19 protein-coding genes are annotated in these 16,216 nt (G+C 37.9%); 11 read left to right on the forward strand and 8 right to left on the reverse strand.

Annotated features, from left to right (window positions below):
- Positions 1 to 45 precede the first annotated feature (45 nt).
- Entirely contained in the window at positions 46 to 657 is a 612-nt protein-coding gene (gene ruvA / locus CC204_RS14345; RefSeq protein WP_088270793.1) for a Holliday junction branch migration protein RuvA, read from the forward strand.
- A gap of 12 nt (positions 658 to 669) precedes the next feature.
- On the forward strand, positions 670 to 1,680 hold the full coding sequence (ruvB, locus tag CC204_RS14350; RefSeq protein ID WP_088270794.1) for a Holliday junction branch migration DNA helicase RuvB: 1,011 nt from the start codon (positions 670 to 672) through the stop codon (positions 1,678 to 1,680).
- Between the two features lie 72 nt (positions 1,681 to 1,752).
- Here the strand turns inward: ruvB and CC204_RS14355 are convergent, their stop codons facing one another.
- The gene (locus CC204_RS14355) at positions 1,753 to 3,057 is read right to left on the reverse strand and encodes a hypothetical protein (protein ID WP_088270795.1); all 1,305 of its coding nucleotides are present in this window, start codon (positions 3,055 to 3,057) and stop codon (positions 1,753 to 1,755) included.
- A gap of 286 nt (positions 3,058 to 3,343) precedes the next feature.
- Between CC204_RS14355 and CC204_RS14360 the strand changes: the two genes are divergently transcribed.
- The 4 genes from CC204_RS14360 (at position 3,344) to CC204_RS14375 (ending at position 6,629) form a co-directional block, all read left to right on the forward strand.
- Complete coding sequence (locus tag CC204_RS14360) at positions 3,344 to 3,919, forward strand: TetR/AcrR family transcriptional regulator (protein WP_088270796.1); 576 nt, start codon at positions 3,344 to 3,346, stop codon at positions 3,917 to 3,919.
- Between the two features lie 108 nt (positions 3,920 to 4,027).
- Complete coding sequence (locus CC204_RS14365) at positions 4,028 to 5,722, forward strand: oleate hydratase (protein WP_088270797.1); 1,695 nt, start codon at positions 4,028 to 4,030, stop codon at positions 5,720 to 5,722.
- Positions 5,723 to 5,821: 99 nt separating this feature from the next.
- Positions 5,822 to 6,283, forward strand: a complete 462-nt coding sequence (locus CC204_RS14370; RefSeq protein ID WP_088270798.1) for a low molecular weight protein-tyrosine-phosphatase — start codon at positions 5,822 to 5,824, stop codon at positions 6,281 to 6,283.
- A gap of 124 nt (positions 6,284 to 6,407) precedes the next feature.
- Positions 6,408 to 6,629, forward strand: a complete 222-nt coding sequence (locus CC204_RS14375) for a hypothetical protein (protein ID WP_088270799.1) — start codon at positions 6,408 to 6,410, stop codon at positions 6,627 to 6,629.
- 50 nt (positions 6,630 to 6,679) lie between these two features.
- On the opposite strand, the gene CC204_RS14380 is transcribed toward CC204_RS14375, so the two are convergent.
- Positions 6,680 to 7,417, reverse strand: coding sequence for a class A sortase (locus tag CC204_RS14380; protein WP_088270800.1), 738 nt, complete (start codon positions 7,415 to 7,417; stop codon positions 6,680 to 6,682).
- 269 nt (positions 7,418 to 7,686) lie between these two features.
- Here CC204_RS14380 and CC204_RS14385 point away from each other — a divergent pair, with 269 nt between their 5' ends.
- Positions 7,687 to 8,469 carry a hypothetical protein gene (locus CC204_RS14385; RefSeq protein WP_088270801.1) on the forward strand — a complete coding sequence of 261 codons (783 nt, stop codon included), beginning with the start codon at positions 7,687 to 7,689 and terminating at the stop codon, positions 8,467 to 8,469.
- 50 nt (positions 8,470 to 8,519) lie between these two features.
- On the opposite strand, the gene CC204_RS14390 is transcribed toward CC204_RS14385, so the two are convergent.
- A complete protein-coding gene (locus CC204_RS14390) occupies positions 8,520 to 9,287 on the reverse strand; it encodes a MurR/RpiR family transcriptional regulator (protein WP_088270802.1) in 768 nt (255 codons plus the stop codon).
- Between the two features lie 198 nt (positions 9,288 to 9,485).
- On the opposite strand from CC204_RS14390, the gene CC204_RS14395 reads away from it, so the two are divergent.
- Genes CC204_RS14395 through CC204_RS14405 form a run of 3 tightly spaced genes read left to right on the forward strand, consistent with a single transcriptional unit; the run spans position 9,486 to position 12,472 of the window.
- Complete coding sequence (locus CC204_RS14395; protein ID WP_088270803.1) at positions 9,486 to 10,868, forward strand: glycoside hydrolase family 1 protein; 1,383 nt, start codon at positions 9,486 to 9,488, stop codon at positions 10,866 to 10,868.
- A 23-nt stretch (positions 10,869 to 10,891) separates the two neighbouring features.
- On the forward strand, positions 10,892 to 12,205 hold the full coding sequence (locus CC204_RS14400; RefSeq protein ID WP_088271731.1) for a PTS sugar transporter subunit IIC: 1,314 nt from the start codon (positions 10,892 to 10,894) through the stop codon (positions 12,203 to 12,205).
- A gap of 21 nt (positions 12,206 to 12,226) precedes the next feature.
- Complete coding sequence (locus CC204_RS14405) at positions 12,227 to 12,472, forward strand: hypothetical protein (RefSeq protein WP_088270804.1); 246 nt, start codon at positions 12,227 to 12,229, stop codon at positions 12,470 to 12,472.
- A gap of 49 nt (positions 12,473 to 12,521) precedes the next feature.
- Here the strand turns inward: CC204_RS14405 and CC204_RS14410 are convergent, their stop codons facing one another.
- The 5 genes from CC204_RS14410 to CC204_RS14430 all read right to left on the reverse strand — a co-directional run bounded on the left by CC204_RS14410 (position 12,522) and on the right by CC204_RS14430 (position 15,122).
- Positions 12,522 to 12,917 (reverse strand): DUF1622 domain-containing protein, encoded by a 396-nt coding sequence (locus CC204_RS14410; RefSeq protein WP_087640588.1) that lies wholly within the window; start codon positions 12,915 to 12,917, stop codon positions 12,522 to 12,524.
- Positions 12,918 to 12,936: 19 nt separating this feature from the next.
- A complete protein-coding gene (locus CC204_RS14415) occupies positions 12,937 to 13,671 on the reverse strand; it encodes a class I SAM-dependent methyltransferase (RefSeq protein ID WP_088270805.1) in 735 nt (244 codons plus the stop codon).
- Between the two features lie 70 nt (positions 13,672 to 13,741).
- Positions 13,742 to 14,134, reverse strand: a complete 393-nt coding sequence (locus CC204_RS14420; protein WP_088270806.1) for an ACT domain-containing protein — start codon at positions 14,132 to 14,134, stop codon at positions 13,742 to 13,744.
- A gap of 17 nt (positions 14,135 to 14,151) precedes the next feature.
- Positions 14,152 to 14,598 carry a GNAT family N-acetyltransferase gene (locus CC204_RS14425; RefSeq protein ID WP_088270807.1) on the reverse strand — a complete coding sequence of 149 codons (447 nt, stop codon included), beginning with the start codon at positions 14,596 to 14,598 and terminating at the stop codon, positions 14,152 to 14,154.
- 158 nt (positions 14,599 to 14,756) lie between these two features.
- Entirely contained in the window at positions 14,757 to 15,122 is a 366-nt protein-coding gene (locus CC204_RS14430; RefSeq protein WP_088270808.1) for a hypothetical protein, read from the reverse strand.
- A 242-nt stretch (positions 15,123 to 15,364) separates the two neighbouring features.
- Here CC204_RS14430 and CC204_RS14435 point away from each other — a divergent pair, with 242 nt between their 5' ends.
- Entirely contained in the window at positions 15,365 to 16,129 is a 765-nt protein-coding gene (locus tag CC204_RS14435) for a C39 family peptidase (RefSeq protein ID WP_088270809.1), read from the forward strand.
- Positions 16,130 to 16,216 lie beyond the last annotated feature (87 nt).

Here is a 16,216-nt window from a genome sequence, read left to right on the forward strand (position 1 = left end):
GTGGTGAACAGCTTATTACATTCCCCCACTCAGAAAGGTGAAATTATGTACGAATATATCCTTGGTAAAGTGACCTTTATCAGTCCTTATTATATTGTTATGGAGACAAACGGCATCGGCTATCAAATCTCAGTAGGCAATCCTTATCGCTATTCAGGAAAAACAGAGCAAGAAATCAAAATCTATGTCCATCAAGTTATTCGTGAAGACGCTCATACCTTATACGGTTTTAGTGATCTAGACGAGAAACAGCTCTTTTTGAAATTGATCAGCGTTTCAGGGATTGGACCAAAAAGTGCGCTGGCGATCATGGCATCTGAAGATCATGGCGGTTTGATCAATGCGATAGAAAGTGAAGACGCGAAATATCTGACAAAATTCCCAGGAGTAGGGAAAAAGACTGCACAACAAATGGTTTTAGATTTGAAAGGAAAACTTGGGGAATTAGAGACATCAGACGTCGCGGTTGAAGCGATGACCCAGACGTCCAAAGTATCCTCAAGTAACCAAGCACTGACAGAAGCTTTAGAAGCATTAAGTGCTTTAGGCTACAGCGAAAAAGAAATCAAGCGGATCACACCTAGATTAGAAGAATTAGGCGTACAGGCGACAGACGAATATTTACGTAATGCATTGAAATTAATGATGAAGCGTTAAGGAGGAAGAGCTATGACAGAAGATGAAAGACTGCTTTCTGCACAAAGCAGTGAAGGTGAAGAATCACTGGAAAAGTCACTACGTCCGCAATTTCTCGAACAATACATCGGTCAAGATAAGGTCAAACAAGAGCTGACGATCTATATCGAAGCCGCTCGAAGTCGTGAAGAAGCATTGGATCATACCCTTTTGTATGGACCTCCTGGTCTGGGTAAAACAACAATGGCGATGGTGATCGCCAATGAAATGCAAGTCAATATTCGAACGACTAGCGGGCCTGCGATTGAACGAGCAGGAGATCTCGTTGCTATTTTGAACGAACTGGAGCCGGGGGATGTGTTATTTATTGATGAAATCCATCGACTGCCACGACTTGTAGAAGAAATGTTGTATTCTGCCATGGAGGATTTTTATGTGGATATCATGGTTGGGCAAGGAACAACGGCGCATCCAGTTCATTTTCCCTTACCGCCATTTACATTGATCGGTGCGACGACGAGAGCAGGAATGCTGTCAGCGCCACTTAGAGATCGATTCGGGATCATTTCTCATATGGAATATTATGAAACCAAGGATCTGAAAGAAATCGTTCAACGTTCAGCAGATATTTTTCAAACGGAGATCGTGGAAGAGGGCGCCTTTGAAATCGCCCGTCGTTCCCGTGGGACTCCGAGAATCGCTAACCGATTATTGAAACGTGTCCGTGATTTTGCTCAAGTACAGTCTGATGGCGTGATCGACCGCTCAATTGCGGATCAAGCATTGACCTTGCTGCAAGTAGACCACGAAGGACTAGACTATGTCGATCAAAAATTATTGAAAACGATGATTGAATTATATGGCGGCGGACCGGTTGGACTAAGTACGATAGCCGTCAATATCAGTGAAGAAACTGAAACAGTCGAAGATATGTATGAGCCTTATCTCATTCAAAAAGGATTTATTAAAAGAACGCCAAGAGGAAGAATTGCGACGCCATTAGCATATGAACATTTTGGCTATGATTCTTATTACTCAGAATGATGAGATAACAAAAAGAACCCCAGTAACTACCTAACGGCGATGCCGTTGACAGTTACTGGGGTTTTCGGTTAATTAAAGCTCTGCGATATATTTGTAGTTAATTTCTAGAGGAGTTCCATTTTTTTCTGCGATAAAGTCTGTTTTATCAGCACCTTCATACGTACTTTCCGTCCAAGAGAAATCAAGTTGGAAATCATCCACTTTTACTAAAGAACCAACTTCAACATAATGAGTTTCTTCTTTGTATAATTCGTAGTTTCCTTCTAATTGACTATCGACATAATGTCTAGTAACAACAGGAACGATATAATGTGATGATGTTCCTGAGAATACAACTTCGTGTGTACCATTTTTCTTCAATTGTGTTACTTCGTTTTTACCTACAGCAGTTGCAGCATTTGTACGAGTACCAATAACAGTGCCGTCTTTAAATGGTTTTGCTACGTCACCTAATAGTCCGCCATCAGCTAAATAAACGCTTTCTGGTGTTGAAGACCAGTTGTAGTTAGCCATATTTGTCATATTGCGAGCAACAGTTGTGTATTGTTGTGTCAAGTTAAGCGGATCTTCATCAGAAATTTTAAAATCTGGTTTTACGTACTCTTCACGAACAACTGCCCCATTATAAGCACGCAGCATTTGTTTGTCTGCATGTAAAGCAGATAATGAGCTATTGATATCGTGAGAAATACCAGTGATTGAGCTTCCGGCATCTTCTGCTTGAATATGTGCAATGATTGAACGTGCTCCGGCAACTTTCCCTTCACCAATAACGGTAGCGCCTTTCCATGCATAGATATCACGGTAAGCGTAGATTCCTGTACCATTGCTACTTACACCTTTAAGGACAGCATCATAGTAAGGTTTGATATCGTTGTCGCTATAAACACCGTATTCTGAACCAGAAGCCTCAACATAACCGCCTTCCATTTGGATTTCATTTTTTACGTTCAATCCAATTTTTGCAGCAGAGGCAGTAACTTTCCCTTTACCGTATTTTGTTGTTTTAAATGCTCTAAAATGTGTTCCAACATTGATCGCAACATCGTCGGTAGTATCAACGTTCATTTCTCCGTTTCCGCGTAATTCTAATGTGTGTTTTGCATTGATTGAATTAACATTTACGGGTTTAGTATTGTTTAGAGTGATGATGATCGATGCTGAGCTGTAAATTTTCGCATCTTCGTTTAGTACATACTCCCCTTTTTTTGTTGTTAATACATTTGTTCCATCATTTTGCGTTGTAATTGTTGCTGCATACCCTTTTAAATCTGTGCTTTCAGTTAAAACTGAAGCTGCATCAGCAGATTGCCCAACAAATAGACCTAGACCTAAAGCAACAAGTGATCCACCAAGTATTTTTTTGTAACTTATCATTTTATCCATCCTTTTAGATTTTTTTTGCTAAGTATGTATGTGATACTAGCAATACGTTGAATATAACATGAAGTGGGTCGTTATTCTTTTCTCTTATTTTACGGGAAGTAAGAATTACTGATAAAAAAATCTCTTTTTGTTCTTTTAAAAATCATATTTATTTTAAAAATGAAATAGATAGCTAAAGAAATAACCCTTAACAATCTTTAAAAAGATACGTCAATTTTATATATTTTCCCCATTATTTGGTATGATGAATATATCTAAAAAAAGTGAGGACAAAACGATGAGCGAAGCACAGATTACCAAAAAGGCAATTTCGTCTGCATTGATTGATTTATGCGGTCGAAAATTATTCAGCAAGATCAGTGTACAGGATATTACAAAGGAAGTTGGCTTAAACCGCCAGACATTTTATTACCATTTTACAGATAAAAATGATTTACTACGTTGGATCTATACCCATGATGCGTTGATTTATTTAGACTCGCCGGATACCAGTATCGATAATTGGGAAGAGCAAGCCTTAAAAATGCTCAAAGCGATTCAAGAAAAAAGTGATTTTTACTATAATACAGTCGATTCTGACTCTGAGATTTTAAGAACCTGTTTTTCTGAGATCACAAATAAGTTATTTATTCATTTGTTTGAACAGATGGATAAAGAAAAACAATTACTTCCAGAAGACAAAGTTTTTTATGCTCGCTTCTTTTCATATGGCTGCAGTGGCGTACTGATCGATTGGATTTTAGGTGGCTACAAAGAATCGCCATTAGAGATTGCAACACAGCTTTTTCGTTTGGCTAAAGATACTGAATTTTTCTCTTATCGTCTTTATGCACAAGAAAACGAGTTATTGTGACAAAGTGCCTAGAGTGTCTAAAAAGCTGACGGAATGGAAAGGCTATCACAAGACTTTTCAAAGGAATCATTGTACGCTAGGTTCATAAAATGAATCGGAGGGATTCTCATGAAGAAAAGACATATTGGATTAGCGGCTGCTGGTATTTTAGGAGCGGCGGTTTTAGCTAAGAAAGCAGCGACAGATAAAAAGACAAGCAAGCTCACCGAGGTAGAAGAAGAAATCAACAGCCGTTATTATGGTGACAAGCAGGTCTATCTGATCGGCGGAGGTATCGCAACGATGGCAGCGGCAGCTTACTTGATTCGCGATGCAAACTTCAGCGGTAAGAATATCCATGTGATCGAAGGTATGAAAATTCTAGGCGGCAGCAATGATGGAATCGGTACGAATGAAAAAGGCTTTGTAGCTCGTGGCGGTCGAATGCTGAATGAGGAAACCTATGAAAATTTTTGGGAACTATTTAGCAGTATTCCTTCGTTAGACTGGCCTAACCACAGTGTAACTGAAGAAATATTGAACTTTGACCACTTACACCCAACACATGCACAGACACGTTTGGTTACAAAAGAACAAGAGATTCTTGATGCGCATACCATGGGCTTTGATAATGAAGATCGTTTGGCAATGTCTAAATTATTAGCAACACCAGAAGAAAATTTGGATGGTGTGACGATCGAAGAATGGTTTGGTCCTCATTTCTTTGAAACCAATTTCTGGTATATGTGGCAAACGACCTTTGCTTTCCAAAAATGGAGCAGTGCATTTGAATTGCGTCGCTACATGAATCGGATGATTTTAGAATTTTCTCGAATCGATACATTGGAAGGTGTGACTCGCACACCGTTGAATCAATATGATAGTGTGATTTTACCTTTGAAAGCCTATCTCGAAAAACATGGGGTTGACTTTACCTTGAATGAAGATGTCGTGGATTTAGAATTTAAACCTGGATCTGAAATTACGGTAACCGCATTAAAACTTGGAAATGGCGAAACCATTGAATTAAATGAAGAAGATGTAGTTATCATGACCAATGGCACAATGACCGATAGCTCAACAGAAGGAGACTGGAGTCATCCAGCACCTGAAGTGACAGAAGAATCACGTTCAGCAAGACTTTGGCGCAACATCGCTAAGAAAAAAGCGGGTCTGGGAAATCCTGAACCATTTTTCGGGAATGAAAAAGAAACGAATTGGGAAAGCTTCACTGTGACTTGTAAAGGTGAGAAGCTATTAAAACGCATAGAAGAATTTTCAGGCAATATTCCTGGCTCAGGTGCATTGATGACCTTAAAAGATTCTAGCTGGTTGTTAAGTACTGTTGTGGCTGCACAACCACATTTTAAAAATCAAAATCCTGATACAACGATTTTCTGGGGCTATGGTATCTATACAGATAAAATCGGTGATTATGTGAAAAAACCAATGCGCGATTGTACTGGGGAAGAGATATTCTATGAATGGATTTGCCAAATGGGCTGGCAGTCAGACTGGGAAGAAATCAAACAAGACATCGTCAATGTGATTCCAGCATATATGCCTTATATCGACGCCCAATTTCAACCGAGAAAAATGAGTGATCGTCCATCTGTTGTACCTGAAAATAGTACAAACTTTGCAATGGTCAGTCAATTTGTTGAAATACCGAAAGATATGGTCTTCACAGAAGAGTATTCTGTTCGAGCAGCTCGAATTGCCGTATACACGCTGTTTGATATTGATAAAGAGATCATACCAGTGACACCTTATAACCGAGATCCTAAGGTCTTAGCGAAAGCGGCACAAACAATGTTTAGATAGGAATGAAAGTGACTGGGATATAACGCGTAAAGTTATGTTCCAGTCACTTTAAATTTAGACGGCTGCCTATGTTATTATAATAAAAAGAGGAGGAATAAGATGAAAAAAGTACTATTTGTCTGTTTGGGAAATATTTGCCGGTCACCTATGGCAGAAGCTGTATTTAGAGAGAAAGTCAAAAATCACAGGTTGGAAAATCAGGTGCAGGTTTCTTCAGCTGCGACTAGTCGCTGGGAAGTTGGCAGGCTACCACATCAAGGTACACAAGAAATCTTAACAAAGCAGGGGATTTCTTTTAGTGGAATAAAAGCAACACAAATCAAAGAACAGGATTTTTTGGAGTTTGATCTTCTTATTGGAATGGATGCAGAAAATGTAGTAGATCTAAAACGAATCGCACCATATGGAACGGAAAAGAAAATCCACTTATTTATGGAAGGCGTGACTGGCAAAGAAAACATAGACGTTCCAGATCCGTATTATACTGGGGATTTCAACCAAACATACCAAATGGTCGATCAAGGGACCGATGCATGGCTAACTTATTTGGTTAAAGAATAAAAAATAGAAAAAGAAATCAAAATCTCAGACTAAAGGTGGATGTATATTTTTTATGAATCTTTTACAATAGAAAAGTAGAGCAACAACGTAAAATGATCATTAAAAAGATTGGAGGAAATAGAAGATGAAAGGCTCATATAAAACAGTTGTATTTGAGACGAGCTTGTATTATATTTTATTGGCGATAGTACTGCCCTTGATTTACACTGTTACGTATCATGTCACTTTCTTATCTGTGTTCACTACAGAATGGCTGGCAGTGACACTATTTCTATATCCGATCGTTTTAGTTTTGTCGACCATTCGCTATGGGTATATTCGAATCAGAAAGACAAGTCATTCATAAAAAGACTGAAACAAAAAATCGATCATTTTTTGTTTCAGTCTTCTTTTATTTTATAGGGTCATTTGTTCCATTTGGAAAGCATCTGTCATTTCTTTCGTTGCTTTATCGATCGGAGTCACAGACTCCAGTTCACCTTGGACTGCGATTCGAGTTGTCGCATACATGTCTCCACAGGTAATCAAAGTGATCATTTTTTTACCTGGAACATCATCGATCAATTCGACACGTGAAGGGTCGATTTTTTCTACATAATTGATTTTATACGTATAGACGTTATTCAAGTCAGTTGTATAGATCAGCTCACCGGGTTTAGAATACTCTAATGGTGAAAAGAGCGAGACCATATCTTGCACACGATGACTGGCAAGCGCATAGTTGCCTTTACCCATTTCCTGATCGGGTTTCATTGTACCAGCACCTGTCAATAACACAACATTGTCCAGTCCTCTGAAAATCGGTAAGTTGATTTTAACATCAGGAAGTGCCACTGCTCCAATTACAGGTAAATTTCGGTTTCCAAACTGGGCTTTGATGACAGCTTCTGTACTGAGTGATTCAACTGCTTCAAAATCAAAGGAAACATCTTTTTTATTGTTTTTTTCGATATCGTCAGGTGTTAGCTTTTCTACTGCATAGGCTTTTCCATTTTGCTGGATCAGCAGGTTTCTGATTTGTGTATTGAAAACTAAAGCTAAACCAACGATCAGCAATAGGAATAAAAATATATTGAGCAGCCAATTTCGTTTTCTGGATTTTTTCTTTTTAGGTACTTTTTTTCTTGAGGCCATAAGCTCCCTCCTTTTTTTATAAGTGTATCATAAGTTGATTTGAAACCCTAGCTTAAAAACTTTATTTTTTTCTAAAAGTTCGTTTTTTAAAAGGGTCGTTAAAAATAGAGATGACTTTGAGGCGTTGAGAAAAAAATATCTTTTATAGACTGTGGTAAAGGGAATATTTTTAACTCTTTGTAACTGAAACTTAAAATAAAAGACACAAGCTTTTATTACAGAAATATTGTAGAATGGAAGTAACGAAAAACGATAGGGGGATCGAACGAATGGTAGAATTGATTTATGTACATATCGACATGACCAGTAATGCAGTTTTATCAAAAGGAATCACACATGCAGATTTTACACATTCGATCGTTCACCACCCGAAAAATCTTCTTTTACTGAATCCATCTGCAGAAGAAGGAGAATATGATATGCATAGTGGTTTGAAGATCATTCGCGGAGAAGATAATGTAAATCAGTATTTTTCAACTACTCACCGCAGAAAAATGAATGAGGAAATCAAGTGGATCGATTTTTCAGATGTCACGATGCTGAAAGAGTTAACACCATTAGAAATCTCTGAATTGCTCTATTTTGGTCATATGAAGACAAGTCTTCACTCACCCTTTTTTTATAAATTACAAAATAATTTTGTGTTTTTTGAATTTGTTGATCATATGACACGTATTTATTATCGCTATATCGATGAATTTTATCGAATTTTAGCGGATAAAATCACTCGAGTGATTTTAGAAAAGGTCAATGATCGTAAAACATTCTTTAAGAGAGGGATTCCGGTTGAAAAATTGGATGTCGATATCCTAAAAGAAATGAAGACGATTTTACAAGAAGGTGTGGTCTTTTGTTTCGATCAAATGGATATCAAAGGAAAAGAATATCACATTCCGATCCACGTTGTAGAAGATTCATTATGGAAAACGAAAAACTTTGCTTACCGCAATGAACCTGTGATCGCTATTTTGATTTATAATACAGCCAAACGTTCTTGGCGTTTGATTCATGAAGATGATTTTGAGTTTTCTGGATTGCCAAAACAAGCATAATTTAGAAACACTGATAAGAAAGCTATAATTGCTCTCTTATCAGTGTTTTTTTAGATGTTTTTTTGTAATCTCAGGCGCTTAGCAATTTTTTCGATCAAGAAAAGGGCGGGTAATTGAGAAGTCAGCTCGATCGTTTTGTCATGGTTATCACTGGTTTTGTAGATCGTCTCTCGATTGATCGTATAGGGGATGTTCAAATCGGACATTCTACTGATCGTTGAGCTGTCACTGTTGGTGATGGAAATGATCGGGCATTTTTTTGTATTTAGCCGTTTGATGTAGTGAATGATTTCTTTCGTTTCACCTGTGACGGATAAGGCGATCACGCATGTTCGTTCAAGGATATCATCAGGAAACCATTCAATTGGGTAATTGGAGGGATCCTCGATTCGTAAAGCTGTTTGAGACAAATTAGTGAAGTAAAGAGAACCATAGGCAGCAATTGGTTCCGATGAACCAGAACCGAGAAAAAGGACTAACCCTTTATCTGCTAAAAGTGTGACAGCTTGTTCAATTTTATTATCAAGAAAAGGCTCATTGACACGTTCTAAGAAGTGAATATGCTGAGTTTCATCGACATCAGCAATTTGGGCCTGATTGATCGATTCATAATATAAATGTAGTTTGACTTTGAATTCAGAGAACCCATTACACTCAAATTTATGACAAAAGCGTAAAATACTTGCAGTACTGGTATGTGTTTCAGTAGCTAAATCTCTGATGCGCATGTAAGTGACAGTCTTTAAATTGTTCGCGATATAGTGGTAAATTTCATATTCTAAAGGATTCAAATCAGGGATATAATCTAAAAAAAGCATAGCGTCCTCCTTGTAGTTACAGACTGTGACAAAATTGTGAGAAGTGACAAAAGGCGTCAATTATCACAAAGAAATGAAAGCGTATAACAAACATTATAATCAATGCTATACTCCAATTATAGATTGTGAAAGCGCAATCTGCAAGCAGAATCAAAAGCGATTTAGCCAACAAAAAATCAATATTGGAGGACAAGGTAAATGAACATAGAATTTCCGAAAAGTTTCTTTTGGGGAGCGGCATCGAGCGCGACACAAGCGGAAGGCAGACAAGCAGGGGATGGAAAAGGAGAAAATATTTGGGATTATGCTTCTAAAGAGTACAATCATCGCTTTTATGATGGAGTAACGACAGAAAATACTTCTTATTTTTATCGGAATTATCGAGAAGACATTCAAAGAATGCAGGATATTTCTTTTAACTCTTTCCGGACCTCGATTTCCTGGTCACGCTTGATCCCAGATGGTATTGGAGACGTGAATCCTAAAGCAGTGGCATTTTACAATGACATGATCGATACACTGATTGAAAAAGGTGTTGAACCATTTATCAATTTGTACCACTTTGATATGCCGATGGAATTACAAAAAATCGGCGGATTTGAAAATAGAGAAGTGATCACCGCATATAAAAACTATGCGAAAACGTGTTTTGAATTATTTGGTGATCGAGTGAAATACTGGTTTACTTTTAATGAACCAATGATTCCGGCTGAAGCAGGGTACCTTCATGATCGTCATTATCCGTATGTTGTTGATTTCAAACGCGCAGCAACGGTTTTACACCATATCATCGTGGCTCATTGTGAAGCAGTTCGCGTCTATCGTGAATCAAAACAGGAGGGCAAAATCGGCATCATCATGGATGTGATCCCAGTGTATCCAAGAAGTCAAAATCCGGCGGATCTGTATGCGGCAGAGATGGCAGACCTTTTCTATACGAAAAGTGTGAATGATGCGATTTTAAAAGGAAAGTACCCAGAGAAACTAAAAGAAGTATTAGTAGAATATGATCAATTGCCGGAAGTTACGGAGCAGGATCTAGCATTGATCAGTGAAACGAAAATCGACTTATTAGGCATCAATTACTATCGGCCTCGTAGAGTCAAAGCGAAAGAATGTGTGCCGAATCCACAAGGTGTTTTTTCACCTGAATGGTTCTTTGACGAATATGTGATGCCGGGCAGACGAATGAATACGTCACGAGGGATCGAGATTTATCCAAAAGGAATATATGATATTGCTAAAAAAATTCAGACAGAATATAACAACATCGATTGGTTTGTTTCCGAAAATGGGATCGGGATCGAAGGGGAAGAAGCGTTTATCGCAGAAGGGATCGTTCAAGATCAATACCGTATCGATTTTTTGAAGGAACATTTGAGGTATTTGAACAAAGCGATGGAAGAAGGAAGCAATTGTCTTGGTTATCATATGTGGACGTTTGTGGATTGCTGGTCATGGGGCAATGCCTATAAAAATCGATATGGTTTTTATCGCTTGGATTTAGCGACAGGAGAAAAAACAGTGAAAAAATCTGGATTGTGGTTTAAAGAAATGGCGAAGGAAAATGGGTTTGATTAAAGAAAGGAAGACAGATTCTTATGATGAAGACGTTTGATAGTTTAGCAATGAAGTTACTGCCGATCGCAAATGCGATCGGTAATCAGCGACATCTACAGGCGATTCGAAATGGCTTGATTTCGATTTTACCATTAACGATTGTTGGATCATTTTTTACAATACTGCTGAATTTACCGATTCCAGGCTATTCAGAATTGATCGCTCCGTATTTGTCAGCACTTGATGTTCCGTTTCGATTTACGGTTGGCTTGATGTCTTTGTATGCAGCGTTTACGATCGGCTCTTTTTTGGGCAATACGTACAATTTAGACAAGATCACTAGTGGATTTCTTTCCATGCTGGCTACGTTACTGATGGTTGTACCGATCAATCTTCAAGAAGGAGTAGATATTGCCGGCAATGCGGTTGCTGGTGGACGTTATATTCCGATCACGCCGCTAGGCTCACAAGGGCTGTTTGGAGCGATCGTTGCCGCATTGATCTCTGTGGAGATCTATCGCTTTACGAAAGAAAAGAACTTGGAAATAAAAATGCCAGATGGTGTACCACCGGTCGTAGGAGAGTCATTTGCAGCTTTGTTACCTACATTAATAGTGATTTTGATTTTTTGGATCCCTAGACATTTCTTTGATTTTAATTTGAATGATCTGCTCAGTCTGGCGATTTCACCCTTAAAGGTTTTCTTGACTGGAAATAATTTGTTTGGCGGGATCATCACTCAATTTATGATTTGTCTATTTTGGGTTTTAGGTATTCACGGGCATGCCGTTTTAGGTCCAATTATCCGCCCGTTTTGGGATCAGGCAATTTTAGAAAATGCTGAATTGTTTCAAAATGGGACCAGTGCATTTCATCTACCTAATATTTTCACAGAGCAATTTTATCAATGGTACGCTCAAATGGGTGGAACCGGTGCAACACTAGCATTAGTATGTTTATTCCTATTTTCTAAATCAACCTATTTGAAGCAATTAGGTAAATTGTCGATTCTACCTGGAATCTTTAATATCAATGAACCAGTGATCTTCGGAACACCGATCGTGATGAATCCTTTGTTAGCGATCCCATTTATTTTAGTACCGATCGTGAATACGATTTTAGTCTATATAGTGACCGCGTTAGGATGGATGCCAAAAATGATGGTCAAGCCGCCGTTTTCAATACCGGCCCCACTAGGAGCACTAATTACCTCTAACTGGAATTGGGTAGCATGTGTAATGGTATTCGTTTGTTTTGCAGTATCCTTAGCGATTTACTATCCTTTCTTTAAAATGTTCGAAAAGATTCAAGTAGAACAAGAGTCGCAGGAAGCGGTGGCTGAGAGAGTTGATGCGTAAGCTAAAAAAGGAGTGGGCAAGATGCTTTATATGATCTATGGTGGAATTATTTTTGCTACACATTATTGGTTAAAAGAAAATCAGTGGCTACTGCAAAAAAGATTGCGCCATGTGATTTTTGTGACTCTTTTGACTATCGGTGCAGCAGTAATAATCAGTACGTGGTTAGGTAGCTTGATTCCAGTTATTGTGATGACCTTAGTGACAGCAACGATTTTACAAAGCAAGTATCTGAGTCAATTGGCTGTTCGGAAAATCAAAAAATAATAAAAAGTGGGTCAATAAGTAGAACGACTGCAACGTTCTGCTTATTGACTCACTTTTTTGCTGATTCTATCTCTACTTCTTTATCTTTCAAAGCATCTTCGATCTCTTTATGCAAGAAGTAAGAAATCACGGTTCGAATCACGACTAAAATCGCCAGTTTTAAAATATCTTGAAAGGTTGGTTTAATGATCGACTCAATAATATCTGCAGCAATCAGTATCTCTAAGCTTAATAAGATATAACTGCCTAAAAAACTTTTGATAAAATTATTTTGACGTGTCATAACGATCCGGTTTCTATTTGTGCGCTCACTTTTAACGAAGTCAATGCCAGCAACAATAACTCCCCACACCAAAATAGCGATCGAAAAGACGTTCAATGCTAAAATAAACAAATCAAAAAAAGGAATTAGATCATTCATGATTGTTTGCGCTAAATCGTGCATTAGACGATCCTCCTTGCCATCACATTGTTTTTTGTGCAGAGACTAGTAACATCATTGGTCTGCGTAGTTCATTTCTCATGTCTGCACTGGCTTCCAGCATTTCAGGTGCCGGCATTGGCTCAACGACTCGAGTGATTCGAAAGCCATTTGTTAGTAAACCATCTAAATAGGTGGTCAATGTTTTATGATATTTCATGACCGTTTCGCCTAAAAAAGTTGTTTCGCGAATACTTTCATCAAAGTAACGATCTACCGGCCAATAAATCGGTTGCCCATTTTGGTCATAAATCCAGTCCTCTGCCCCCTGAGCAGTGAATATTGGGTGTTCAGCAGAAAAGATAAAGTATCCATCTGGATTTAAACACTGATTCACTTTTTTTGCGATGTCATCAAAAGATCGAACATAATGGAGCGCCAGTGAACTAATGATAATATCAAAGCGTTCATTCAATCCTTCGATTTCTTCCATCCCCATTAGCTGATAAGTGATTTTTGAAGAAGTGGTCATTTCTTCCGCTTTATTGATCATTTTTTCAGAAAGGTCGATCCCAATGACTTTTTCCGCTCCTTGTGCAACAGCGTAGCGGCAGTGCCAACCATATCCGCAGCCCAAATCTAAAACGGTTTTTCCAGAAAAATCAGGCAATAATTTTTTAAGTTCATGCCATTCTCCTGCGCCTTCCAGCCCTTTTTTTGAACGGTCCATTTGACTGTAGGCTTCAAAAAAAGCTGGATTATCATACTCATTTTTCATCGTGTCAACTCCTTAGATCCGTGTTTTTTACTATATATTTTATTCTATCAGATTTTCCGGCGAATCCCCATCAAAGAGTGTTACTGAACGTATGACCACAATTGGATAAGACTTGGACCGCTTGTTTTTTATCTTTAGTTTTGATCAATAGATAGTCTGTGTTATAGGTTGATAAGGCGAAAATAGAGATGCCGTTTTCTGCTAGAGGATCGGCTAGCTGTGTGAGAATCCCCACTAAAGAAAAATCTAAAACGCCAGTAATTTGGATAATAAACCATTCGGGGTCAACAGCTAGTGCATTGGTTGTATCGATCGATCCTGTTGGGACGATGATCGAACACTCATCATCTGTGTAAGTAACGCTTTTAAATGTGTTTAACGCATAGAAAGATTTTGGGATCTCGTAGGTTACAGGAAATTGAATGATTGAAAAATCGACTGAATCTATTAGTGTAAGGTGCATCTATTTTCTCCTTTGAATTAAATGGATGTTTGGAAAGAAACCTGCCCATTACCGATTGATAGTGAGGTGTTTCCTGTGTCTTCAAAGCCCGCATATTTACATAGGGAGCGAGTAAAATTTTTATCTTCAGTTATTAGCAGTATTAAGTGAGTAACCTCTGGAAAATGCTGTTTAACAAATTCTGGAAGCAATTGAAGCGCTCTAGTAGCATAGCCTTTACGTAGATGACGATAATCTGTAGAAATATCTTCTACGATCAGAGCGTTTGCCCCGTGTGGTTCATCAGGGCAGCGATGCAAGGTGAAAAAATTTACCAAAAGTTCATCTTCAAAGGCTAAAACAGAGAAGCGTTGCGAATCGTTCACTGCTATTTTGGGCTCTCGGACATAGCGAAGTTTTCGTTCAGACAAACAGTAATTAGCAATGAGTGATTCGTGTGACTCATTATACAAGGTAAGGTACATGACTATTCCTCCTACTTCGTTAAGTGATAAGCGACAACTGAAAAAAATATTCTATCTATAGTATAGCTTGTTTGCTATTTTTTTGTAGTGATATTTTGACAATTTTTTGAAAAAAATAAAACTGCCGGCAACTAATAGTGCTTTGCCAGCAGTTCATTTTATTTTATTTGGCGATTGTCATTTTTTGACAATGTACTTACTTTTTTGATGTGAGCAACAGTGATCATCCGTATTTGCTGATTATCTTCTTGTAATCGCAACATAATTGAGTCACCGATCGTTTTAGAAACGATCCATCCGGCAACTGTTTCAAATTTTTGAGAAGTCGGCACTTCTTTTAATTGTAAAACAACTAAGCTCTTTTGAGCAGAAGCAACCTGTAATTTCTTAAGAATTTCTTCACGCTCTTTATTTTTATGTTGTTTATCTTTAGCGTCGTCTAAAAATGCCGAAAAGAAACTTTGGGAAGATTGGCTGATCAATTTTGAAATGCTTTTCATTGTTGATTTGTGGTCATTTTCCATTCTTCTTCCTCCTTTACGAATTTACTGCGTTTATCAGACACTGAATGTTCAGATAGTACTATTCTACCTAATAAATGTAAAAATTTCAAGAAAATATGTTCGCTTTCATTATTCTAAAAAGGATTGCTACTTGATTTTTTCGTTAGATTCAGTAATATAAAGAGTACAGATTACTCTTAGGTGATTTGTTTTTGAAAGTACTTAATTAGGAGAGACTTTCAGCTTAAAAGAGGGAGATATCCATGAAATCAAATAAGAATAAGAAATCAAATACTTATATAATAGCATTACTTACTGTGACAGCTTTTGCAGGAGCGCTCTTAGCAAAAGTAGCACCAATGGAAGAAGGACATGGCTTTTCAGCGATGTTTAATGAAAAGCCGGCCGAAGAAGTGAAATCGACCGAAACAAGTGAAAGTAAAAAGAAACCAAAAGAAGAAAAAAAATTGACTTATGTGGAACAAGTTAATGAAAGTCTAAGCCAAGGAAAGTATGCTAATCGTATGCCAATTAAGTTATTACTGCAAACCGATGATCGTTGGAAAGCCACACCCTATGGAATGGGGAATCCAGATGGTAATACGTTGGAAATCAATGGCTGCGCAATTTTATCTTTAGCGATGGTTGCGACCTTTCTAGATCAAAAAGACCAAACACCGCAAGATATCCTGAACTGGTCAAAAAATGATTATTATTTAGAAGGTGAAGGAACTGCCTGGGCGGCTTTCTCTGATTTTGCAATGGTCAAAGGCTATCAGTTTCAAGATTTAGAAACTGATATAACTGCAGTTGAGGAACATCTAAAGCAAAACCATCCAGTGATTATTTCAGTCAAACCGGGTTTATTTACAGAAACAGGTCATATCATGGTGCTTAGCGGAACAAATAATGGTAAATTTTGGGTGAATGACCCCAATGATACAGAAGAAAAGGGACATTCGATAAAAGAATTTACTGCAGATGAACTATTAAACGAAGCCTTGAATTTTTGGGTGATTTACAAATAATATATGGCAGAACAGAGGACCTTATTTTTATAATGTCGAATGTTCTGCTTTTTCTGCAACGGAATGAAAGCGTTTTTTTATCTTTCG

The sequence above is a fragment of the Enterococcus wangshanyuanii genome (assembly GCF_002197645.1).
GTDB lineage: Bacteria > Bacillota > Bacilli > Lactobacillales > Enterococcaceae > Enterococcus_L > Enterococcus_L wangshanyuanii.

Excerpts from the sequence above, each read along its gene's own strand:
- ruvA (WP_088270793.1), top strand. The coding sequence starts at position 46 with ATGTACGAATATATCCTTGGTAAAGTGACCTTTATCAGTCCTTATTAT.
- ruvB (WP_088270794.1), top strand. The coding sequence starts at position 670 with ATGACAGAAGATGAAAGACTGCTTTCTGCACAAAGCAGTGAAGGTGAA.
- CC204_RS14355 (WP_088270795.1), bottom strand. The coding sequence starts at position 3,057 with ATGATAAGTTACAAAAAAATACTTGGTGGATCACTTGTTGCTTTAGGT.
- CC204_RS14360 (WP_088270796.1), top strand. The coding sequence starts at position 3,344 with ATGAGCGAAGCACAGATTACCAAAAAGGCAATTTCGTCTGCATTGATT.
- CC204_RS14365 (WP_088270797.1), top strand. The coding sequence starts at position 4,028 with ATGAAGAAAAGACATATTGGATTAGCGGCTGCTGGTATTTTAGGAGCG.
- CC204_RS14370 (WP_088270798.1), top strand. The coding sequence starts at position 5,822 with ATGAAAAAAGTACTATTTGTCTGTTTGGGAAATATTTGCCGGTCACCT.
- CC204_RS14375 (WP_088270799.1), top strand. The coding sequence starts at position 6,408 with ATGAAAGGCTCATATAAAACAGTTGTATTTGAGACGAGCTTGTATTAT.
- CC204_RS14380 (WP_088270800.1), bottom strand. The coding sequence starts at position 7,417 with ATGGCCTCAAGAAAAAAAGTACCTAAAAAGAAAAAATCCAGAAAACGA.
- CC204_RS14385 (WP_088270801.1), top strand. The coding sequence starts at position 7,687 with ATGGTAGAATTGATTTATGTACATATCGACATGACCAGTAATGCAGTT.
- CC204_RS14390 (WP_088270802.1), bottom strand. The coding sequence starts at position 9,287 with ATGCTTTTTTTAGATTATATCCCTGATTTGAATCCTTTAGAATATGAA.
- CC204_RS14395 (WP_088270803.1), top strand. The coding sequence starts at position 9,486 with ATGAACATAGAATTTCCGAAAAGTTTCTTTTGGGGAGCGGCATCGAGC.
- CC204_RS14400 (WP_088271731.1), top strand. The coding sequence starts at position 10,892 with ATGAAGACGTTTGATAGTTTAGCAATGAAGTTACTGCCGATCGCAAAT.
- CC204_RS14405 (WP_088270804.1), top strand. The coding sequence starts at position 12,227 with ATGCTTTATATGATCTATGGTGGAATTATTTTTGCTACACATTATTGG.
- CC204_RS14410 (WP_087640588.1), bottom strand. The coding sequence starts at position 12,917 with ATGCACGATTTAGCGCAAACAATCATGAATGATCTAATTCCTTTTTTT.
- CC204_RS14415 (WP_088270805.1), bottom strand. The coding sequence starts at position 13,671 with ATGAAAAATGAGTATGATAATCCAGCTTTTTTTGAAGCCTACAGTCAA.
- CC204_RS14420 (WP_088270806.1), bottom strand. The coding sequence starts at position 14,134 with ATGCACCTTACACTAATAGATTCAGTCGATTTTTCAATCATTCAATTT.
- CC204_RS14425 (WP_088270807.1), bottom strand. The coding sequence starts at position 14,598 with ATGTACCTTACCTTGTATAATGAGTCACACGAATCACTCATTGCTAAT.
- CC204_RS14430 (WP_088270808.1), bottom strand. The coding sequence starts at position 15,122 with ATGGAAAATGACCACAAATCAACAATGAAAAGCATTTCAAAATTGATC.
- CC204_RS14435 (WP_088270809.1), top strand. The coding sequence starts at position 15,365 with ATGAAATCAAATAAGAATAAGAAATCAAATACTTATATAATAGCATTA.